This is a genomic window from Coprococcus sp. TM115-187 (assembly GCF_027679115.1).
GTDB classification, from domain to species: Bacteria; Bacillota; Clostridia; order Lachnospirales; family Lachnospiraceae; genus Allocoprococcus; species Allocoprococcus comes.
The window spans coordinates 65,199-86,082 of the sequence record NZ_JAQEKS010000011.1; the positions used below are offsets into that span (position 1 = coordinate 65,199).

General features: G+C 41.9%; 13 protein-coding genes and 2 riboswitches. All 13 genes read left to right on the forward strand.

The window, feature by feature from the left end:
* Nucleotides 1–3: 3 nt before the first annotated feature.
* The 13 genes from PGW42_RS09265 (at nucleotide 4) to gcvH (ending at nucleotide 20,882) form a co-directional block, all read left to right on the forward strand.
* A complete protein-coding gene (locus PGW42_RS09265) occupies nucleotides 4–2,745 on the forward strand; it encodes an ABC transporter permease (RefSeq protein ID WP_270203276.1) in 2,742 nt (913 codons plus the stop codon).
* A 632-nt stretch (nucleotides 2,746–3,377) separates the two neighbouring features.
* Nucleotides 3,378–4,478, forward strand: coding sequence for a redox-regulated ATPase YchF (gene ychF, locus PGW42_RS09270; RefSeq protein WP_022220674.1), 1,101 nt, complete (start codon nucleotides 3,378–3,380; stop codon nucleotides 4,476–4,478).
* Nucleotides 4,479–4,742: 264 nt separating this feature from the next.
* On the forward strand, nucleotides 4,743–8,282 hold the full coding sequence (nifJ, locus tag PGW42_RS09275) for a pyruvate:ferredoxin (flavodoxin) oxidoreductase (protein WP_118198820.1): 3,540 nt from the start codon (nucleotides 4,743–4,745) through the stop codon (nucleotides 8,280–8,282).
* Nucleotides 8,283–8,375: 93 nt separating this feature from the next.
* Nucleotides 8,376–8,549 carry a hypothetical protein gene (locus PGW42_RS16120; RefSeq protein ID WP_334304019.1) on the forward strand — a complete coding sequence of 58 codons (174 nt, stop codon included), beginning with the start codon at nucleotides 8,376–8,378 and terminating at the stop codon, nucleotides 8,547–8,549.
* A gap of 62 nt (nucleotides 8,550–8,611) precedes the next feature.
* Nucleotides 8,612–8,779, forward strand: a riboswitch (Lysine riboswitch).
* Nucleotides 8,780–8,918: 139 nt separating this feature from the next.
* A complete protein-coding gene (locus PGW42_RS09285) occupies nucleotides 8,919–10,517 on the forward strand; it encodes a Na+/H+ antiporter NhaC family protein (protein WP_416387151.1) in 1,599 nt (532 codons plus the stop codon).
* A gap of 274 nt (nucleotides 10,518–10,791) precedes the next feature.
* A complete protein-coding gene (locus tag PGW42_RS09290; RefSeq protein ID WP_270203277.1) occupies nucleotides 10,792–13,716 on the forward strand; it encodes an insulinase family protein in 2,925 nt (974 codons plus the stop codon).
* An 11-nt stretch (nucleotides 13,717–13,727) separates the two neighbouring features.
* Nucleotides 13,728–14,624 (forward strand): GTPase Era, encoded by an 897-nt coding sequence (gene era / locus PGW42_RS09295; protein WP_117555625.1) that lies wholly within the window; start codon nucleotides 13,728–13,730, stop codon nucleotides 14,622–14,624.
* A 116-nt stretch (nucleotides 14,625–14,740) separates the two neighbouring features.
* Complete coding sequence (locus PGW42_RS09300; protein ID WP_022220670.1) at nucleotides 14,741–14,911, forward strand: hypothetical protein; 171 nt, start codon at nucleotides 14,741–14,743, stop codon at nucleotides 14,909–14,911.
* On the forward strand, nucleotides 14,856–15,608 hold the full coding sequence (gene recO / locus PGW42_RS09305; protein ID WP_173826080.1) for a DNA repair protein RecO: 753 nt from the start codon (nucleotides 14,856–14,858) through the stop codon (nucleotides 15,606–15,608). Before PGW42_RS09300 ends, recO begins: the two co-directional genes overlap by 56 nt.
* Before the next feature lie 178 nt (nucleotides 15,609–15,786).
* Entirely contained in the window at nucleotides 15,787–17,178 is a 1,392-nt protein-coding gene (locus PGW42_RS09310; RefSeq protein WP_173826079.1) for a glycine--tRNA ligase, read from the forward strand.
* Nucleotides 17,179–17,671: 493 nt separating this feature from the next.
* Nucleotides 17,672–17,784, forward strand: a riboswitch (glycine riboswitch).
* A gap of 263 nt (nucleotides 17,785–18,047) precedes the next feature.
* Entirely contained in the window at nucleotides 18,048–19,295 is a 1,248-nt protein-coding gene (gene glyA / locus PGW42_RS09315) for a serine hydroxymethyltransferase (RefSeq protein ID WP_270203278.1), read from the forward strand.
* 15 nt (nucleotides 19,296–19,310) lie between these two features.
* Nucleotides 19,311–20,399: a glycine cleavage system aminomethyltransferase GcvT gene (gcvT, locus tag PGW42_RS09320; protein WP_270203279.1), complete on the forward strand. Its 1,089-nt coding sequence runs from the start codon at nucleotides 19,311–19,313 to the stop codon at nucleotides 20,397–20,399.
* 105 nt (nucleotides 20,400–20,504) lie between these two features.
* A complete protein-coding gene (gcvH, locus tag PGW42_RS09325; RefSeq protein ID WP_008372058.1) occupies nucleotides 20,505–20,882 on the forward strand; it encodes a glycine cleavage system protein GcvH in 378 nt (125 codons plus the stop codon).
* Nucleotides 20,883–20,884 lie beyond the last annotated feature (2 nt).

A 20,884-nucleotide genomic window follows, 5' to 3' on the forward strand; every position in this document is an offset into this window, starting at 1 on the left:
ATTATGTTTCATAAGAACATTCCAAATAACAATAAAGACATAATCCGATTCCTGGCTAAAAATTTTGCAGGCACAAAAAAGATAAGAAATACGATTTTATTTTGCTCAGTAGTAATCGGTATTGTTGCTATAACCATGGTATTCGGAATCTCCGTTGGGAAAATACAGGCAGAAGAAATAAGATTAACCAGAGAAAATGGAACTGCTTCTTCGGGCAGAATAGAAGATGGAACAGAAGAACAATATGCAAAATTAAAACAACTGGATTATATAAAACAGGTTGGGAAAAGCATTTTTGTAGGTGAAGCTACAGACATTTCAGAGGATAATGCAAAAACGATATGCAACGTAGTATGGGCTGACTCAGAAAGCTGGAACAATTTTTTGAAGCCTGCATATACCAATGTGATTGGAAGCTACCCACAGAAAAAGGATGAAATTCTATTGTCGGAGCGGGCATTGAAAAAACTTGGTATTTCTGAACCAGACCAGGGAATGGAAATAAACTTAGATGTATACAAAGGTGTGTTCGAACATTCGAAAGAAACATTCAAACTATGTGGCTGGTATACGGACTCTGGAAATGAACTGGCAACCGGATATATTTCACATGACAAAATTAATGAGTTAAACCTGGAAAAGGGTTCCTATACTTTACTTTTCAGTCAGAGCAATCATTTAAGCAGAAGCAAAATAGAAGAAAAATTATATCAGACATTACCGATGAAGAGCGCAGAACAGAAGATATACGTTTCTGATACAGCACAATATACTGCTGTTTCTAAATTATCAGGTGGATATGAGCTGGTGATATTGGGAACGCTAGGTATTTTGTGTGGAATATATTTTCTTGTGCGTAATGTTCTTTGGATATCCATGAGTGAAGATATTCAAAATCTCGGACTGCTTCACACAATTGGAGCTACAGAAAGACAAATCACGAAAATTTACCGGAAGCAAATGAGGTCACTTATGTTAAAAGGTTCTGTCTTGGGAAGCTTGCTCTCTGTAGTGATTTTAGTCTTAATGATACCGGAAATATTAGGGGTTCATTTTTATCAGGAAATGGGAGGAAACACAATACTTTCCTTTTTCAGACCGTGGATTCTTTTGCTTTCTGTTGTATTTGTAAATGGAATTTTGTGGATGGCATCAGAAGAAATTATTAGAAAAATAACGAAGCTGTCTTGTATTGAGAGTGCCACTTATGATGGAAATATGGGTGACAAAAAAGAAAAACATCCTGGAAAACTGGTGTTGAAACGTTCTGAGGCAGGAGAAATGTTTTATATTGCATGGGAAAATATAACACGATATAAAGTACGATTTATAATTACAAGTCTTTCTATATTTTTGGGAGTCCTGTCTTTTATTTTAATGAACGTACTTACAAATGGATGTGATTATAAGTATCTGCTCGAGAAACGTCCTGATTTTTTGCTGGCAGGAGAGTTTAGCGAATTCGGGAAAAGCCAGGGTTGTGGGGAAGAATATAAAACCAGAGAAATCGATGTGGATCCTTTGTTAACACAGGGAGACGGTGTAGAACTGTTGTATGACAATGATTATGATGAATTTGCACCAATTTCTCAAGAGTTAGAGAAAAAACTACACAAGATAGATGGTATCGATTGGGAGAACTCCAATCTGATTGAAGGAGCCTATGTAACTACGGTTATATCTAAGAAGGGAATTCGTCCTTATGACGAGGGGCTTTCGAATCTTACAGATGACAATATGGTGGAAGGATTTAGCTGGGACACTGTACAAGTTATAGATGAAAATCAAATCTTGTCACTTAAGAAATACGTGCAGGATAATCAACTCAATATTGATATGGAATCTTTGGAAGAGGGAAATGGCGTGCTGATCATACATGATCATATGCTGACTCCGGAACAGCAAAAACTTGCAGATGAAGCAATTGGTGAACCGGTATATTTTAAAACTTTGATTTCAAGGGAAGATGCGATTCGTAGAAAAGAACTAAGCAATTTCAAGAGCGAAGAGGAACAAGAGAAAGACGAATTTCCTCAAAAAGAATCAGAAACATTTACCCTATGTGGGTATTTAGACCGGCAGAGCGATAATTTTCCGGAAATACATCAATCCTGGCATGGAGAAGGCAGCTTATATTATTTTATCAGCGAGAAAGGTTTTCAAAAGATACCGACTGAGAAAAAGATATTAACAATGGAATTAACTGCTGATCCGGAAAAAGAACCTTATGTGAAAGCACAGATTGGCGAGCTGATATCTGAGGAAAATAAGAAACGATCCGAAATGACAGAAGTATCAATGGATGAAGGAACCGGCGAAGCAGGAGTTTTTGTTATCTGCAAATCAGATCTGATGCAGCAAAAAGAAACATATATGAGAGGAAATAGAATTCTCTTAGGTGCTGTAAGTATCATATTATTCATTGCGGGATTGACTAATTATTGTAATGTTGTATTTACCGGGATGTACGCACGGAGAAAAGAATTTGATATTATGAAAAGTATTGGGATGACCGATAAGCAAATGAAATTAATGTTCTTTGGAGAAGGCGGTTATTATTTTATGTGCGTGGTGGGAATGATGTTCACAGTAGGAGCAGCAACTTTGGTTGGAGTAAAAATTTATATGGAAAATAAATTGTCATATTTTACATTTTATTGGCCAATTCATATTACTGTAGGTGTAATATTATCTTTATTGCTTATTAATGTTGCGGTTACACATTTTATATGCAAGAAGAGATAGAAGAGACATGGTGACTATTTAGGATCTATGTTAAGCTTTGAAATGAAATTCTTGTGAACTTTGCCCTGTTACAGTTGTTTTTTACGCTATTATCTGAAAGACATATAATATATAGGCTTGAATGGTGAAAGTGCCCATTTGGTCCTATTATCGCGTGAATTAATATGTTACAACCAGAGCAAGATCCACCCGTGTATTACAAGTATTGTCATTTTGACAATTTTGTATTACTTACGAGTAGCAGACTTGATGGGGATTACGTCCCCATATCCACGTGAAAATATAATTGCAGGCAATTACATTTTAGCAGATATGCGGGCATATCTGAATAAGCGTCATAGACAACAAAATAAGGAAATTTTGATAAAGCATTCACCCGGAATGGGTGAGTGTTTTTGGTTTTCAGGAATTCAAATAACCGAAAAAATTTTCATCAAGAACGATCTGTCATTGGCGGCAGGCGCAACAAATTTCTTAGAGAAAATTAAGTTTTACAAATAAGGTCGCTTACAAGTGTAAAGAAAACAGAAACTTAAATATTCACAAAGAGAAAAGGCTATGGTATAATACAGAGTACTGAATTTAGATAATTATACTGAAAATCAAAGGATTTATAGGAGGAAATATACAAAATGAAATTAGGAATCGTAGGATTACCGAATGTAGGAAAAAGTACTTTATTCAATTCACTGACAAAAGCAGGAGCAGAATCAGCCAACTACCCATTCTGTACCATTGATCCAAATGTGGGCGTTGTTACTGTACCGGATGAACGTCTGAATGTGCTTGGTGAGATGTATCACACCAAAAAGATCATCCCGGCAGCGATTGAGTTTGTAGATATCGCAGGTCTTGTAAAAGGTGCATCCAAAGGAGAAGGTCTTGGAAACCAGTTTCTTGCAAATATTCGTGAGGTTGATGCAATTGTTCATGTAGTACGTTGTTTCGAGGACAGCAATATTGTCCATGTAGACGGAAGTATCGATCCGCTGCGTGACATTGAGACGATCAACCTGGAGCTGATCTTTTCAGACCTTGAGATCCTGGAAAGAAGAATTTCCAAAGCAGTCAGAGCAGCAAGAAATGACAAGACGATTGCAAAAGAACTGGCACTGATGGAAAGAATTAAAGCACATCTGGAAGATGGAAAGATGGCAAAGAGCTTTGACGATATCAATGACGAAGATGAGCAGCAGTGGCTGGAAAGCTACAATCTTCTGACCTACAAACCGGTTATTTTTGCTGCAAATGTGGCAGAAGATGATCTTGCCGATGACGGTGCAAGTAATGCAGGAGTACAGGCAGTCCGTGAGTATGCAAAAAGAGAGGACTGCGAAGTATTCGTTGTATGTGCAGAAATTGAGCAGGAGATCGCGGAACTTGATGATGATGAAAAGAGCATGTTCCTGGAAGAACTGGGACTTAAGGAATCTGGTCTTGAAAAGCTGATCAAGGCAAGCTACAGCCTTCTTGGACTGATCAGTTACCTGACAGCAGGAGAACCGGAAGTCCGTGCATGGACAATCAAAAAAGGAACGAAAGCACCACAGGCAGCAGGAAAGATCCATTCTGATTTTGAAAGAGGATTCATCCGCGCTGAAATCGTATCCTATGATGACTTGATGGCATGTGGCACTTATAACGCTGCAAAAGAAAAAGGTCTGGTAAGACTGGAAGGTAAGGATTATGTTGTACAGGACGGAGATATTATCCTGTTTAGATTTAACGTATAATATTTGTTAAAAAAGTAATTGATAATGTATGGCGAGAGACGGACAGATGTCCGTCTCTTTTATGAAACGAGATAGTTTAATCTTACTACAGTTTGCATAAAATAACCCCTTGAAATGCAGGGTTTGTACGTCAAAAGGAACAATCAGAACAGTAAAATGACTGGACTTTTCATATATGAACAGCTATAATAATATCGAACGAAAGTGTAGAAAAATTTTAACACAAGTAAAAGTTTTGACACAATCTAAGGAGGAACAAAGAAAATGGCAAGATCAATGAAGACCATGGATGGTAACCATGCAGCTGCTCATGCTTCTTATGCTTATACAGAAGTTGCTGCTATTTACCCGATCACACCTTCATCTGTAATGGCTGAAGCCACAGACGAATGGGCAACACAAGGAAGAAAGAATATTTTTGGTCAGACTGTTCAGGTAACAGAAATGCAGTCTGAAGCAGGTGCAGCAGGTACTGTACACGGCTCACTGTCAGCAGGTGCGCTTACTACTACTTACACAGCTTCCCAGGGCTTACTTCTTATGATTCCTAACTTATATAAAATTGCTGGTGAACAGCTTCCGGGTGTATTCAACGTATCTGCCCGTGCAGTAGCTTCACACGCTCTTAATATTTTTGGTGATCATTCAGATGTTTACGCCTGTCGTCAGACTGGATGCGCAATGCTCTGTGAATCCAGCGTACAGGAAGTTATGGACCTGACACCGGTTGCACACTGTGCAGCACTGAAAGGTAAGATTCCATTCATTAACTTCTTCGATGGTTTCCGTACATCACACGAAATCCAGAAGATCGAAACATGGGATTACGAAGATCTGGAAGATCTCGTAGACAAGGATGCAATTAAGGAATTCCGTGCACATGCACTGAACCCGAACCATCCATGTGAAAGAGGATCAGCTCAGAACCCGGATACATTCTTCCAGGCTCGTGAAGCATGTAACCCATACTACGATGCTATGCCGGCAATCGTACAGGAATACATGGACAAAGTTAACGCTAAGATCGGAACAAACTACAAACTGTTCAACTACCATGGTGCAGAGGACGCTGAAAGCGTAATCATCGCTATGGGATCTGTTTGCGACACAATCGATGAAACAATCGATTACTTACTTGCTCAGGGCAAGAAGGTTGGTGTTGTTAAAGTTCGGCTTTACAGACCATTCTGCGCACAGGCACTTGTAGATGCAATTCCGGATTCCGTTAAGTACATTAACGTTCTTGACAGAACAAAAGAACCAGGATCTCTTGGAGAACCTCTGTACCTTGACGTTGTTGCAGCTCTTAAAGGAACAAAATTCGATGCTGTTAAGATCAACTCAGGACGTTACGGACTTGGTTCTAAAGATACAACACCGGCTCAGGTTGTTGCTGTATTTGAAAATGAAGCAAAAGCTAAATTCACAATCGGTATCGTTGATGATGTAACAGGACTTTCTCTTGAAGTAGGTGCTCCACTGGTTACAACACCGGAAGGAACAATCAACTGTAAGTTCTGGGGACTTGGAGCTGACGGAACAGTCGGAGCTAACAAGAACTCTATCAAGATCATCGGTGATAACACAGATATGTATGCACAGGCTTACTTTGATTATGACTCAAAGAAATCCGGTGGTGTTACAATGTCTCACCTCCGTTTCGGTAAGAAACCAATTAAATCTACTTACCTGATTCACAAAGCAAACTTTGTTGCATGCCATAACCCGTCATATATCAACAAATACAACATGGTTCAGGAACTTGTAGATGGTGGTACATTCCTTCTTAACTGCCCATGGACAGTAGAAGAACTGGACAAACATCTTCCAGGACAGGTAAAAGCATTCATCGCTAACCATGACATCAAATTCTACACAATCGATGGTATCAAGATCGGTAAAGAAATCGGACTTGGCGGACGTATCAATACAGTTCTTCAGTCTGCATTCTTCAAACTGGCTAATATCATTCCGGAAGAAGAAGCTATCGACCTTATGAAGAAAGCTGCAAAAGCTACATACGGTAAGAAGGGTGATAAGATCGTACAGATGAACTACGATGCTATCGATGCCGGAGCTAAGCAGGTTAACGCTGTCGAAGTACCGGAAAGCTGGAAGAACTGCGAAGACGAAGGTCTGTTCACACCAGAAGTTAAGGGTGGAAGAGAAGATGCAGTAGCATTCGTTAAGAATATTCAGGCTAAGGTTAATGCTCAGGAAGGTAATACATTGCCTGTATCTGCATTCAAAGATTATGTAGATGGATCTACACCGTCAGGAACAGCTGCATACGAAAAACGTGGTATCGCTGTAGATATCCCGATCTGGCAGTCAGAGACATGTATCCAGTGTAACCGTTGTGCATATGTATGTCCGCACGCTGCAATCCGTCCGGTAGCTCTTACAGAAGAAGAACTTGCAAAAGCACCAGAAGGACTGAAAGCAATCGACATGATCGGTATGCCGGGAATGAAGTTCACAATGACTGTATCAGCTTATGACTGTACAGGATGTGGCTCTTGTGCAAATGTCTGCCCAGGTAAGAAGGGTGAAAAAGCTCTTGTTATGGGTAACATGGAAGAGAACGCAGGAGAACAGGTATACTTTGACTTTGGTACAGAAATCGAAGTAAAACCAGAAGTTGTTGCTAAATTTAAAGAAAATACAGTAAAAGGATCTCAGTTCAAACAGCCACTGCTTGAGTTCTCAGGAGCTTGTGCTGGATGTGGAGAGACTCCATACGCTAAACTTATCACACAGTTATTCGGTGACAGAATGTACATCGCTAATGCAACAGGTTGCTCATCTATCTGGGGTAACTCATCACCGTCTACACCTTACACAGTAAACTCTAAGGGACAGGGACCGGCTTGGTCTAACTCACTGTTCGAAGATGCTGCTGAGTTCGGTTATGGTATGTTACTTGCTCAGAAAGCAATCAGAGAAGGTCTGAAAGCGAAAGTAGAAGAAGTTGCTGCATCAGATAAAGCCAGCGAAGAAGCAAAAGCTGCTTGCAACGAATGGCTTGAAACATACGGATGCGGAGCTACTAACGGAACAGCTACAGACAAACTTGTTGCTGCATTAGAAGGATGCGAGTGCCCGACATGCAAAGATATCGTAGAAAAGAAAGACTTCCTTGCTAAGAAATCCCAGTGGATCTTCGGTGGTGACGGATGGGCTTACGATATCGGATTCGGTGGTGTTGACCACGTACTTGCAAGTGGAAAAGACATCAACGTAATGGTATTCGATACAGAAGTTTACTCTAATACAGGTGGACAGTCTTCTAAGTCTACTAAGACTGGTGCTATCGCTCAGTTCGCAGCAGGCGGAAAAGAAACTAAGAAGAAAGACCTTGCTTCTATCGCAATGAGCTACGGTTACGTATACGTTGCACAGATCGCTATGGGTGCTGACTTCAACCAGACTGTAAAAGCTATCGCAGAAGCTGAAGCATATCCGGGACCATCCCTGATCATCGCTTACGCTCCATGTATCAACCATGGTATCAAGAAAGGTATGAGCAAAGCTCAGACAGAAGAACAGCTTGCAGTTGAATGTGGATACTGGAACAACTTCCGTTTCAATCCAGAAGCAGAAGGATCTAAGTTCACTCTTGACAGCAAGGCACCAGATCTTGCCGGATACGAAGAATTCCTTAACGGTGAAGTTCGTTACAACGCTCTTGCCAGATTCAATCCTGAAAAGGCTAAAGTTCTGTTTGCTAAGAACGAAGAAGAAGCAAAAGCTAGATATGCATATCTGCAGAAACTCGTTACACTGTACGGTTCTGAAGAATAAGATTGACTTTAATGAGGAGTCAGGGACGAAAGTCTCTGGCTCCTTTTTGGTTTTGGGGATTCAAAAGGGGACGCGTACACAAAAGAACTTGCGCTGCACACCGCCTGCAAATGTGTTGTAGGTCCACAGAATGTCAAAGACTATCTTGCATTTGACAAGGTACTCGCATGCGGCGGAACCTGGATGGTAAAGGATGCTCTGATAAATGGCGGAGAATTTGAAAAGATCAAAGAAATGACAAAAGAAGCGGTAGATATTGTAAAATAGAAATTATCTCTTGCAAAAATGAAAATTTTGTAGTATGGTTGATAAAGAAAATGATGAATATTCAGCTTGATAGAGGCGCGGGATTTATCAGTACCTTCTGAAAGATGCGGCAGGGAAGCCGACAGAAGAGAAAGGAAATACCGCCGAAGGAGCCGGAACCCCAACCCCGGTTTCTGGGACGATGCAGAAGATGCAGCGTACTGTCACACACGTGGAGCGCTATCGGAAGAACATTTAAGGAAGACTTTACATGCCATGAATGCGTTTTGCCGGTGCAAGCGTTATTCATGGCATTTTTATGTTTTAAAACAGGAGGTATTTTAATTGAGAGAAAAAATGAGAAAGTTAAGCAGTCTGCTCGCAGCTGTAATGATCTGCGTAATGGCAAGTCCCCTTGTCACCTTTGCAGCAGACGCGGAGGAGTATGTACCGAAGATGTATGCCAGCATCTGGTCACTGGTTCCACCGGTGGTTGCGATCGCACTGGCACTGATCACAAAAGAAGTGTACAGCTCATTATTTGTAGGAATTTTAGTAGGTGGAATATTCTATTCCGGATTTTCCTTTGAAGGAACCATCACCCATATTTTTCAGGAAGGGATCGTAGCTGTTCTTTCTGACAGCTATAATGTGGGAATCCTGATCTTCCTGGTTATCTTAGGAACCATGGTCTGCCTGATGAATAAGGCAGGAGGATCTGCCGCATTCGGTGAATGGGCAAGTACCCATATCAAGAGCCGTGTAGGTGCACAGCTGGCAACAATCATTCTTGGTGTGCTGATCTTTATCGATGACTATTTTAACTGTCTGACAGTCGGAAGCGTGATGCGTCCGGTAACGGATGCGCAGAATGTTTCCAGAGCAAAGCTTGCGTATCTGATCGATGCGACAGCAGCTCCGGTATGTATCATTGCACCGATTTCATCCTGGGCAGCAGCCGTTACCGGTTTTGTAGAAGGTGAAGATGGATTTTCAATATTTATCCGTGCAATTCCATATAACTTCTATGCAATCCTTACTATCCTGATGATGATCGCAATGGTTGTGATGAAGGTTGAGTATGGTCCGATGAAGGTTCATGAAGATAATGCAAAAAAAGGTGATATTTACACCACACCGGACAGACCGTATGCAAATACGGAGGAAGAGGCAGTGGATAACTGTAAAGGAAAAGTAATGGATCTTCTGATCCCGATCATTTCACTGATCATCTGCTGTGTGATCGGAATGATCTACACCGGTGGGTTCTTTGACGGAGTCGGTTTTGTAGAAGCATTTTCTGGAAGTGATGCTTCCCAGGGACTGGTGTATGGAAGCTTCTTTGCTTTTGTGATCACAATCGTGCTGTATCTGGTAAGACGTGTGCTGAAATTCGATGAGTGTATGGCATGTCTCCCGGACGGATTTAAGGCGATGGTTCCGGCAATCCTGATTCTTGTTTTTGCATGGACGCTGAAATCTATGACCGACAGTCTTGGAGCGGCAGAATATGTAGCAGGCATTGTAGCCGGAAGTGCGGAAGGTATGGTAAATCTTCTTCCGGCAATCATCTTCCTTGTGGGATGCTTTCTTGCATTTGCAACCGGTACAAGTTGGGGAACATTCGGAATCCTGATCCCGATCGTGGTACATGCATTTGAAGGAAAGAATGAGACGATGATGATCATTGCTATCTCCGCATGTATGGCCGGAGCAGTTTGTGGTGACCACTGTTCACCGATTTCGGATACAACGATCATGGCATCTGCTGGTGCACAGTGCAATCATATTAATCATGTCAATACACAGCTTCCATATGCGGCAAGCTGCGCGGCGATTTCGTTTATCACTTATATTATTGCCGGATTCGTACAGAGTGCATGGATCGCACTTCCGGCAGGAATCATCATGATGCTTGTCTTTGTGACATTCATGAAATTTTCACAGAAAAAGCAGACAACAGCTTTTTCACAGAAGAAAGAAGCATAACAGAGAAAATGAGGAATGGCTTTCGTAGCTGTTCCTTATTTTATTTACGCGAGCAACGAATCAAAGTCCGTGCTTGCACGAGACCTTGGCGACTGACGCGATAACTTGAGAAACTCGCGGAGCGTGTTTCTAATAGTTGACGGAAAAATCATAAAGAACTGGGAAGGTACATCGGATTATGGAAAACATTTCCCACCAAGACCTTGTATCAAATCAAAGAAATGTGTACAATGTTATTTATGAGACTAACTACAGAACTTGGAGGAAATCATATATGGATTTAACAAAGCTTACAGCATATGAGATCATTGAGCACAGACCTCTTCCGGATCTGAAATCGGAAGGAGCGCTTTTAAGACATAAAAAGAGCGGTGCGAGGGTGCTTCTGATCTCCAATGATGATGAAAATAAAGTATTTAATATCGGATTCCGCACACCGACCACGAACAGTACCGGAGTGCCACATATCATGGAACATACTGTTCTGTGTGGCTCGGAAAAGTTTCCGACCAAGGATCCGTTTGTGGAACTGGTAAAAGGATCTTTGAACACCTTTTTGAATGCGATGACTTATCCGGACAAGACCGTATATCCGGTTGCAAGCTGTAATGAAAAGGATTTTCAGAATCTGATGGACGTGTATATGGACGCAGTCCTGCATCCGAATATTTACAAACACGAAGAGATCTTCCGGCAGGAGGGCTGGAACTATCATCTGGAGGAAGCAGACGGGGAGCTTTCTTATAACGGAGTTGTTTATAATGAGATGAAGGGGGCTTTTTCTTCACCGGATGGTGTTCTGGACCGTATGATCCTGAATTCTCTGTTCCCGGATACGACTTATGCAAATGAGTCCGGCGGAGATCCGGATGTGATTCCGGAACTGACTTATGAAGAATATCTGAATTTCCACAGAACCTATTATCATCCGTCCAACAGTTATATTTACCTCTATGGCAATATGGATATGGAAGAGAAATTAAACTGGCTGGATCAGGAATATCTGTCTGCTTACGATAAAAAAGAAGTAGATTCCGAGATCCATCTGCAGAAGCCGTTTGAAAAAATGCATGATATCACAAAGCCGTATTCGATCGCAAGTAATGAATCGACAGAAGATAATACCTATCTTTCCTACAATAAGGTCATTGGGACTTCTCTGGATGAAAAGCTGTATCTGGCATTCCAGATCCTGGATTATGCACTGCTTTCTGCTCCGGGAGCACCGATCACAAAAGCACTTCTGGAAGCAGGAATCGGAAAAGATATCAGCGGATCTTATGACAGCAGCACCTATCAGCCGATTTTCTCGATCGTGGCAAAGAATGCGAATGAAGAGCAGAAGGCAGAATTTGTAAAAGTGATCGAAGATACATTAAAAGGTATTGTAGAAAACGGAATGGACAAAAAGGCACTGGAAGCGGGAATCAATTACCATGAATTCCGTTACCGTGAAGCAGACTTCGGAGGCTATCCGAAGGGACTGATGTACGGTCTGCAGATATTTGACAGCTGGCTTTATGATGAGACAAAGCCGTTTATCCATGTGGAGGCGCTGGACACCTTTGCATTCTTAAAAGAGCAGATCAGTACCGGGTATTTTGAAAAGCTGATTCAGACATACCTTCTGGATAATCAGCATGGAGCACTGGTTACGATCGTGCCGGAACCGGGACGTACAGCCAGACTGGATGCAGAATTAAAAGAAAAACTGCAGGCATATAAAGAAAGCCTTAGCAGGGGAGAAATCGAAAAGCTGGTTGCAGATACAAAGCATTTACAGGAGTATCAGGAAGAACCGTCAAGTCAGGAGGATTTGGAGAAGATCCCGATGCTGACAAGAGCAGATATTTCCCGCGAGATCGCACCGATTTATAATGAAGAGATGAAGATTGCAGATATCCCGACTGTCTTCCATGAGATTGAAACGAACGGAATCGGTTATCTGGATCTGATGTTTGACCTTTCCGATGTGCCGGAGAAAGATCTCCCGATGGTAGGACTTCTGCAGGCAGTTCTCGGAATCATTGACACTGAGCATTATGAATATGGAGAACTTTTTAATGAAATCAACAGACACACCGGAGGAATCGGAACTTCACTGGAGCTTTACCCGGATGTGACGAAAGTAAAAGAAAAAGAATTCAAGGCAACTTTTGAAATCAAAGGGAAAGCACTTTATGGACAGATTCCATTTGCCATCCGTATGATGAAAGAGATTCTGACAGCATCGAAACTGGATGATGAAAAACGTCTGAAAGAGATTCTTTCTATGACAAAGACCAGATTGCAGGATCGTTTCCTGTCTGCAGGACATTCCGCAGCAGCACTCCGGGCAATGTCTTATAAGTCACCGATTTCAAAATTCAAAGATACGACGAATGGAATAGAATATTACCAGAATATCCGTGAGATGGAAGAACATTTTGATGAGAAGAAAGAAGAAATCATCAGCGGATTGAAGGCTTTGTCGGAATTGCTTTTCAGAAAAGGCAATGTGATGATCAGTTACACAGCCTCAAGAGAGGGACTTGTCGTTTTGGAAGAGGAGATCGGAAGCTTAAAAGAAGCTCTTTATCCGGAGAGAATGCCAGAGAGCCGATGCATCCTGCACTGTGAAAAGAAGAATGAAGGATTTAAAACTTCTTCTAAAGTACAGTTTGCGGCAAAGGCAGGCAACTTTATCGACGCAGGGGAGGAATATAACGGGGCACTGCAGATCCTGAAAGTGATCATGAGTTATGAATACCTCTGGATCAATATCCGCGTAAAAGGTGGTGCGTATGGCTGCATGAGTAACTTCAACCGCATTGGTGAGGGCTATTTTGTATCTTACCGTGACCCGAATCTTGGAAGAACCCTGGAAATCTACGACGGAGTTCCGGAATATCTGGAGAACTTCACGGTCAGCGAACGCGATATGACAAAATATATTATCGGAACGATCAGCAACATTGATCAGCCGATGACTCCGGCAACCAAGGGAGACCGTTCCATGAACCTTTATATGAATCATGTCAGTGCAGAGATGATCAGAAAAGAAAGAGAACAGATCCTTACGGCCAACCAGGAGGATATCCGTGCACTTGCAGGTGTGGCACGTGCGGTACTTGCAAATGATCAGATCTGTGTGATCGGAAACGAAGCAAAGATAGAAGAAGAAAAAGAACTGTTTATGACAGTTGAGAATTTATTTTAGAAGGAGAATGCATGAGAGCAGATTTTAAATCAGGATTTGTAACGCTGATCGGCAGGCCGAATGTGGGGAAATCCACACTTATGAACTATCTGATCGGTCAGAAGATTGCTATTACATCGAATAAACCACAGACCACCAGAAACCGGATCCAGACGGTACTTACGACCGATGAAGGACAGATTGTATTTGTTGATACACCGGGAATCCATAAGGCGAAAAACAAGCTTGGGACCTACATGGTAAATGTGGCAGAGCGCACCTTAAATGAAGTGGATGTGGTACTGTGGCTGGTTGAACCAAGTACCTTTATAGGAGCCGGAGAGCAGCACATTGTGCAGCAGCTTGGGAAGGTGACGACACCGGTCGTGCTGGTCATCAACAAGGCAGATACCGTGAAAAAGGAAGACATTCTTCCGTGTATTGCAAAATACAACGAAGTATACCAGTTTGCAGATATCGTTCCGGTATCTGCAAGAACCGGTGAAAATACAGACGAGCTTTTAAAGGTCATCATGAAATATCTTCCGTATGGACCGCAGTTTTATGATGAAGATACCATTACCGACCAGCCGGAAAGGCAGATCGTGGCAGAGCTGATCCGTGAGAAAGCACTACACTGCCTGAATGAGGAGATTCCACATGGAATTGCGGTATCGATCGAGAAGATGAAAGCACGTAAAAAAGTGATGGATATTGAGGCAACGATCATCTGTGAACGTGATTCCCATAAAGGAATCATCATTGGCAAGCAGGGATCCATGCTGAAAAAGATCGGCAGTACGGCGAGATATGAGATCGAGCAGATGCTCGGATGTAAGGTAAATCTCCAACTTTGGGTAAAAGTAAAGAAAGACTGGAGAGACAGTGATTTCCTGATCAAGAACTTCGGATACCGAGAAGACGAGTAAAAAATGTCAAGGTGTTTCTCTGAAAAACAGCTGGCAGATATTACGCAGTATAGCATCTGAAAATATGGGAGAACCTAATCTTAAAAGGCATAAGAAAAAGATGAGGTGACCGAAGGATGAATCAGGAATACTGGGATCAGTTTGCAAGGACAGGACGGGTGGAGGATTATCTCTCCTACCGGGAAAAGGAAGTCTGTAAAGCGAAAACGGAGAAATACGGGGACAAATGCAGTGAATCAGTTAACAACAATGACAGGGATGATTCTGTCGGTAGCACCGATTGGTGAATATGATAAAAGAGTCGTGATCCTGACAAAAGAAAAAGGAAAAATATCAGCGTTTGCAAAAGGGGCAAGACGACCGAACAGTCCGCTTGCAGGGGCATGTACGCCTTGTAATTTCGGAAAATTCATGCTGTATGAGGGAAGAAATTCCAACACTCTCCAGTCGGCAGAGATCGAGAATTATTTTGCAGAGCTCCGAACGGATGTGGAAGCGGCATATTATGCATTTTATTTTCTCGAATTTGCAGATTTTTATACAAGGGAAGCCAATGACGAGCGGGAAATGCTGAAGCTTCTTTATCAGACGATGCGCGTGCTGACGAAAAAGATCATTCCATTTGAGCTGGTACGCTACATATTTGAACTGAAGGCACTCAGTGTCAGCGGGGAAGGACCGCAGGTATTTCAGTGTGTCAGATGCGGGAACAGGGAACGTCCCTGTGTGTTCAGTGTGAAGGAGGGCGGTCTGGTCTGCAGTGAATGCGGTCAGAATGTCTATGACGGAATGCGGCTGAATACGTCTACCCTTTATGCCATGCAGTTCATTGTCGGGACACCGGTGGAAAAGCTCTATACCTTTACCTTAAGCGATGAGGTTTTAAAGGAACTGGGAAAGGTAATGGAGCGTTATCTGGATGTATACGTGGATCACAGATTCAAGTCGCTTGAGATTCTGGAGCAGCTCACAGGGCTGAAATAACCGGAAAATTGTATATTAGATTAGAAAATAAAGACAAATCTGGCGAAAATTAGCAGGATAAGCTTGCAAAACCTATATGCAATAGGTATAATAGGTGAATCAGAGAGGAATAAATGTTATCGCGATAAGTAGCTTTGTTCTTCTAACGAAAAATAAAAAGAATGCGAGGATTAGTGTTATGGTAGAAAAGACAATGGACAAAATTGTAGCTTTGGCAAAATCAAGAGGCTTTGTATATCCGGGGTCTGAAATCTACGGTGGGCTTGCAAATACATGGGATTATGGTAACCTGGGTGTTGAACTTAAGAACAACGTAAAGAGAGCATGGTGGAAGAAATTTGTACAGGAGAACCCGTACAACGTAGGTGTTGACTGTGCAATCCTGATGAATCCGCAGACATGGATCGCTTCCGGACATCTGGGAGGATTCAGTGATCCGCTGATGGACTGTAAGGAATGTCACGAACGTTTCCGTGCAGATAAGATCATTGAAGATTATGCACATGAGCATGGAATTGATATTCCGGACAGCATTGACGGATGGTCACATGAAGAGATGGAAGGATTTATTAAAGAACATGAAGTTCCGTGCCCGACTTGTGGAAAACATAATTTCACAGAGATCCGTGAATTTAACCTGATGTTCAAAACTTTCCAGGGTGTAACAGAAGATGCAAAGAACGTTGTTTACCTTCGTCCTGAGACTGCACAGGGAATCTTCGTAAACTTTAAGAATGTACAGAGAACTTCAAGAAAGAAACTTCCATTTGGTATTGGTCAGATCGGTAAATCATTCCGTAACGAGATCACACCGGGTAACTTTACATTCCGTACCCGTGAGTTCGAACAGATGGAACTTGAATTCTTCTGCAAACCGGATACAGACCTTGAATGGTTTGCTTACTGGAAGAAATTCTGCCTCGACTGGCTGTTCTCTCTTGGCCTTAAGGATGAGGAAATCCGTTACAGAGATCATGACAAAGAAGAGCTTTCTTTCTACAGCAAGGCTACAACAGACGTAGAATTCCTCTTCCCGTTTGGATGGGGCGAGCTGTGGGGAATCGCAGACAGAACAGATTATGACCTGACACAGCATCAGAATGTATCAGGACAGGATCTGACTTACTTTGATGATGAGACCAATGAAAAATACATTCCATACGTTATCGAGCCATCACTTGGTGCTGACCGTGTGGTACTTGCGTTTCTTTGCGCAGCATATGATGAGGAAGAACTGGAAGACGGTTCTACACGTACTGTGATGCATTTCCATCCGGAACTTGCACCGATTAAGATCGGTGTGCTTCCGCTCTCCAAGAAGCTGAATGAGGGTGCTGAGAAGGTTTATGCTATGCTTAGCAAATACTACAACTGCGAATTTGATGACAGAGGAAATATCGGTAAGAGATATCGTCGTCAGGATGAGATCGGAACACCGTTCTGCGTAACTTATGACTTCGATTCAGAAGAAGACGGAGCAGTTACTGTTCGTGACCGTGATACAATGCAGCAGGAAAGAATTAAAATTGAAGATCTCAAAGCGTACTTTGAGAAGAAATTTGAGTGGTAGAGATTTGAAAAGATCCGGATTTCCCAGGTTTGGGAAGTCCGGATCTTTTTGTGCAAAAAAGTTTGTTGGGGAAGTTGTGAGACAAATGGGACAAATATAAGTGTTCAAATTCCGTTGTGCCAACCATTCTGAGGAGCCTCTGAAAGCGAAAATTATGTCAGCAGAGGCTTCCATAATTTTTGAGTCTCCTCGCCATGGCACAACAATCGAATTTGAACACTTATATTTGTCCCATTTGTCATTCAACTTTACTAGTGGAAACTATTTTGTGGCAGGGGAAATGCTGGCAAGTGTGATGGGATTCTGAGAAAAAATTTGATTTGTGAAATTAGACAAAGAAAATCGATGATATAGTTAAAAAATAGTCAATAAAAACAATGCCTATAGGGAAAAACTATTAAATATTCTGACAAATAATAAACAATAAAGAAAATTATTTAACGCTTGACTAATTGTGAAGACAATTATATAATGAGATTAACGTTAAGGTTGGAAGATGAATATGTGAGATACTTGTTGTACAGACGGCGCGCACCGTTATTTAATGTATAGCATGAGCCGAAGGGGCAAGCAGAAACTCTCAGGCAAAAGGAACATATTCGGACAACACTCTGGAGAACAATATATATGTATTGTACCGAAGAAGTAGTCTGGACTATATAGCGCAAAAGTCTGGGTGATCTTTCAGGTGAACGGACAGAGGCAGACAAAAAAGATTTCAATGACGAAAACTTTTTTGCCTGTTTTTTTGTACCCTAAAAAGTTGAATATTCGGAAAAATACAGATATAAACGATAAAATTCTGAATTTAGCACACCGAAAAGGGAGCAAAAAAGACAAGGTAGTTGGTTCTAAGGAGGTAAAAGAGAATGAACAGAATTGAAGATGTAACAAATTACATTACTGAATGTGATGAAGAAGTAGGAAAAGCGCTGCAGTTAGAACTTGGCCGTCAGCGCAGAAACCTTGAACTGATCGCATCAGAGAATATCGTAAGCCCGGCAGTTATGCTTGCGATGGGAACTGTACCGACAAACAAGTATGCAGAAGGTTATCCGGGAAAACGTTATTATGGCGGATGCGAGGATGTAGATATTCTTGAAAATCTTGCAATCGAACGTGCAAAGAAGTTATTTGGATGTGACCATGTATGTGTACAGCCACATTCAGGAGCAAATGCGAATACAGCTGTATATCAGGCGCTGATCAAACCAGGCGATACAGTTATGGGACTGAACCTGGCACACGGCGGACATCTTACACATGGTTCACCGGTAAACCTTTCCGGTATCCTTTACAATTTCGTACCTTACAATGTCAATGATGACGGTGTTCTGGATTACGATGAGATCAGAAAGCTTGCACATGAATGCAAACCGAAGATGATCGTAGCAGGAGCTTCGGCTTATCCGAGAGAGATCCGTTTTGATATTTTTGCAGATATCGCAAAAGAAGTTGGAGCTTATCTTTTCGTAGATATGGCACATATTGCAGGTCTTGTTGCAGCAGGACTTCACCAGAGCCCGGTTCCTTATGCTGATGTAGTTACAACAACAACACATAAGACACTCAGAGGACCTCGTGGTGGAATGATCATATGCAAAGAAGAATATGCAAAAGCGATCAACAAAGCAATCTTCCCGGGAACACAGGGCGGACCTCTGATGCACATTATCGCAGCAAAAGCTGTATGCTTTGGAGAAGCATTAAAACCGGAATTCAAAACCTATCAGGAACAGGTTGTCAAGAATGCAAAAGCACTTGCAGAAGCCATGGTTGAAGAAGGATTCAACCTTGTCAGTGGTGGAACAGACAACCATCTGATTCTGGTAGATCTTCAGAACATGAACATCACAGGAAAAGAACTTCAGAACAGACTGGATGAAGTTTACATCACAGTTAATAAGAATGCAGTTCCGAATGATCCTGCAAGCCCGTTTGTGACCAGTGGAGTTCGTATCGGGACACCGGCTGTTACAACAAGAGGTCTGAAAGAAGAAGATATGAAGACCATCGCAAAACTGATCAAGATGACGATTACAGACTTTGATACCAAAGCAGATGAAATCCGTGCCGAAGTTACAAAGATCTGCGATAAATATCCACTTTATGAATAACAGGAGGAAAAAATAATGGAATTAAAAACACCCCTTTATGACGCTCATGTAAAAGCAGGTGGAAAGATCGTGCCGTTTGCCGGATACCTTCTTCCGGTTCAGTATGAGACAGGCGTGATCAAAGAGCATATGGCAGTACGTACACAGGCAGGACTTTTTGATGTATCTCATATGGGCGAAATCCTTTGTGAAGGAAAAGATGCTCTTGTCAATCTGCAGCACATCCTTACAAACGATTTTACAAATATGGTAGACGGACAGGCAAGATACAGCCCGATGTGTAACGAGAACGGTGGAACTGTAGATGACTTGATCGTATACAAAAGAGCAGATGATCACTATTTTATCGTAGTAAATGCAGCAAACAAGGATAAGGATTATCAGTGGATGCTCGCACATCAGTCAGGAGAAGTTACATTTACAGACGTATCCGACCAGTATGGACAGATCGCTCTTCAGGGACCGAAGGCGATGGAAATTTTAAGAAAACTTACAACAGAAGAAAGTATTCCAAAGAAATATTATCATGCAGTATTTGGTGCAGAAGTTGCCGGAATGCCTTGCATCGTATCCAAAACAGGATATACCGGCGAAGATGGAGTAGAGATCTACCTGGCAAGTGATCTTGCAGAAAAGATGTGGGAGACACTTCTTGAAGCTGGAAAAGAAGAGGGACTGATCCCTTGTGGACTTGGTGCACGTGATACACTTCGTATGGAAGCAGCAATGCCTCTTTACGGACATGAGATGGATGATGAAGTATCACCTCTTGAAACAGGTCTGAACTTCGGTGTTAAGATGAAGAAAGACGAATTCATCGGAAAGAAAGCCATGGAAGACAGAGGAACACCAAAGATCGAAAGAATTGGTCTTAAAGTAACAGGAAGAGGAATCATCCGTGAACATCAGGATCTGTATGTTGGAGATCAGAAGATCGGACATACAACATCCGGAACACATTGTCCTTATCTTGGATATCCGATTGCTATGGCACTTGTTGATGCCGGAAGCGTAGCAATTGGCGACAAGGTAGAAGCAGATGTACGTGGAAGAAGAGTGGAAGCAGAAGTTGTGCAGCTTCCGTTCTATAAGAGAGCAAAATAAAAGAAAATAATAACGAAAATAGATTAACAGGTCGGTCGCAGAAAAAGCGATAGAGAGTGTTTGGAAAAGGCGACCGGCAGTTGAAAAGAAAAGGAGATTAAAATCATGGAAGTTAGAGCAGAATTAAAATATACAAAATCACACGAATGGGTAAAAGAAGAAGGCGGAGTCTGGACAATTGGTCTTACGGATTATGCACAGTCAGCACTCGGCGATCTCGTATTTGTAAATCTTCCGGAAGCCGGAGACAGTGTAGAGGCAGGAGAAGTATTTGGAGATGTTGAATCTGTAAAAGCGGTATCAGATGTATACTCACCGGTAACAGGAGAAGTTGAAGAAATCAACGAAGAACTTCTTGACGCACCAGAAAAGATCAATGGCGCTCCGTATGATGCATGGTTCATCAAAGTAAAAGATGTATCGGGAACAGAGGAACTTCTTTCAGCAGAAGAATATGAGGCATTTGTAGCAAGCGAAGAATAATC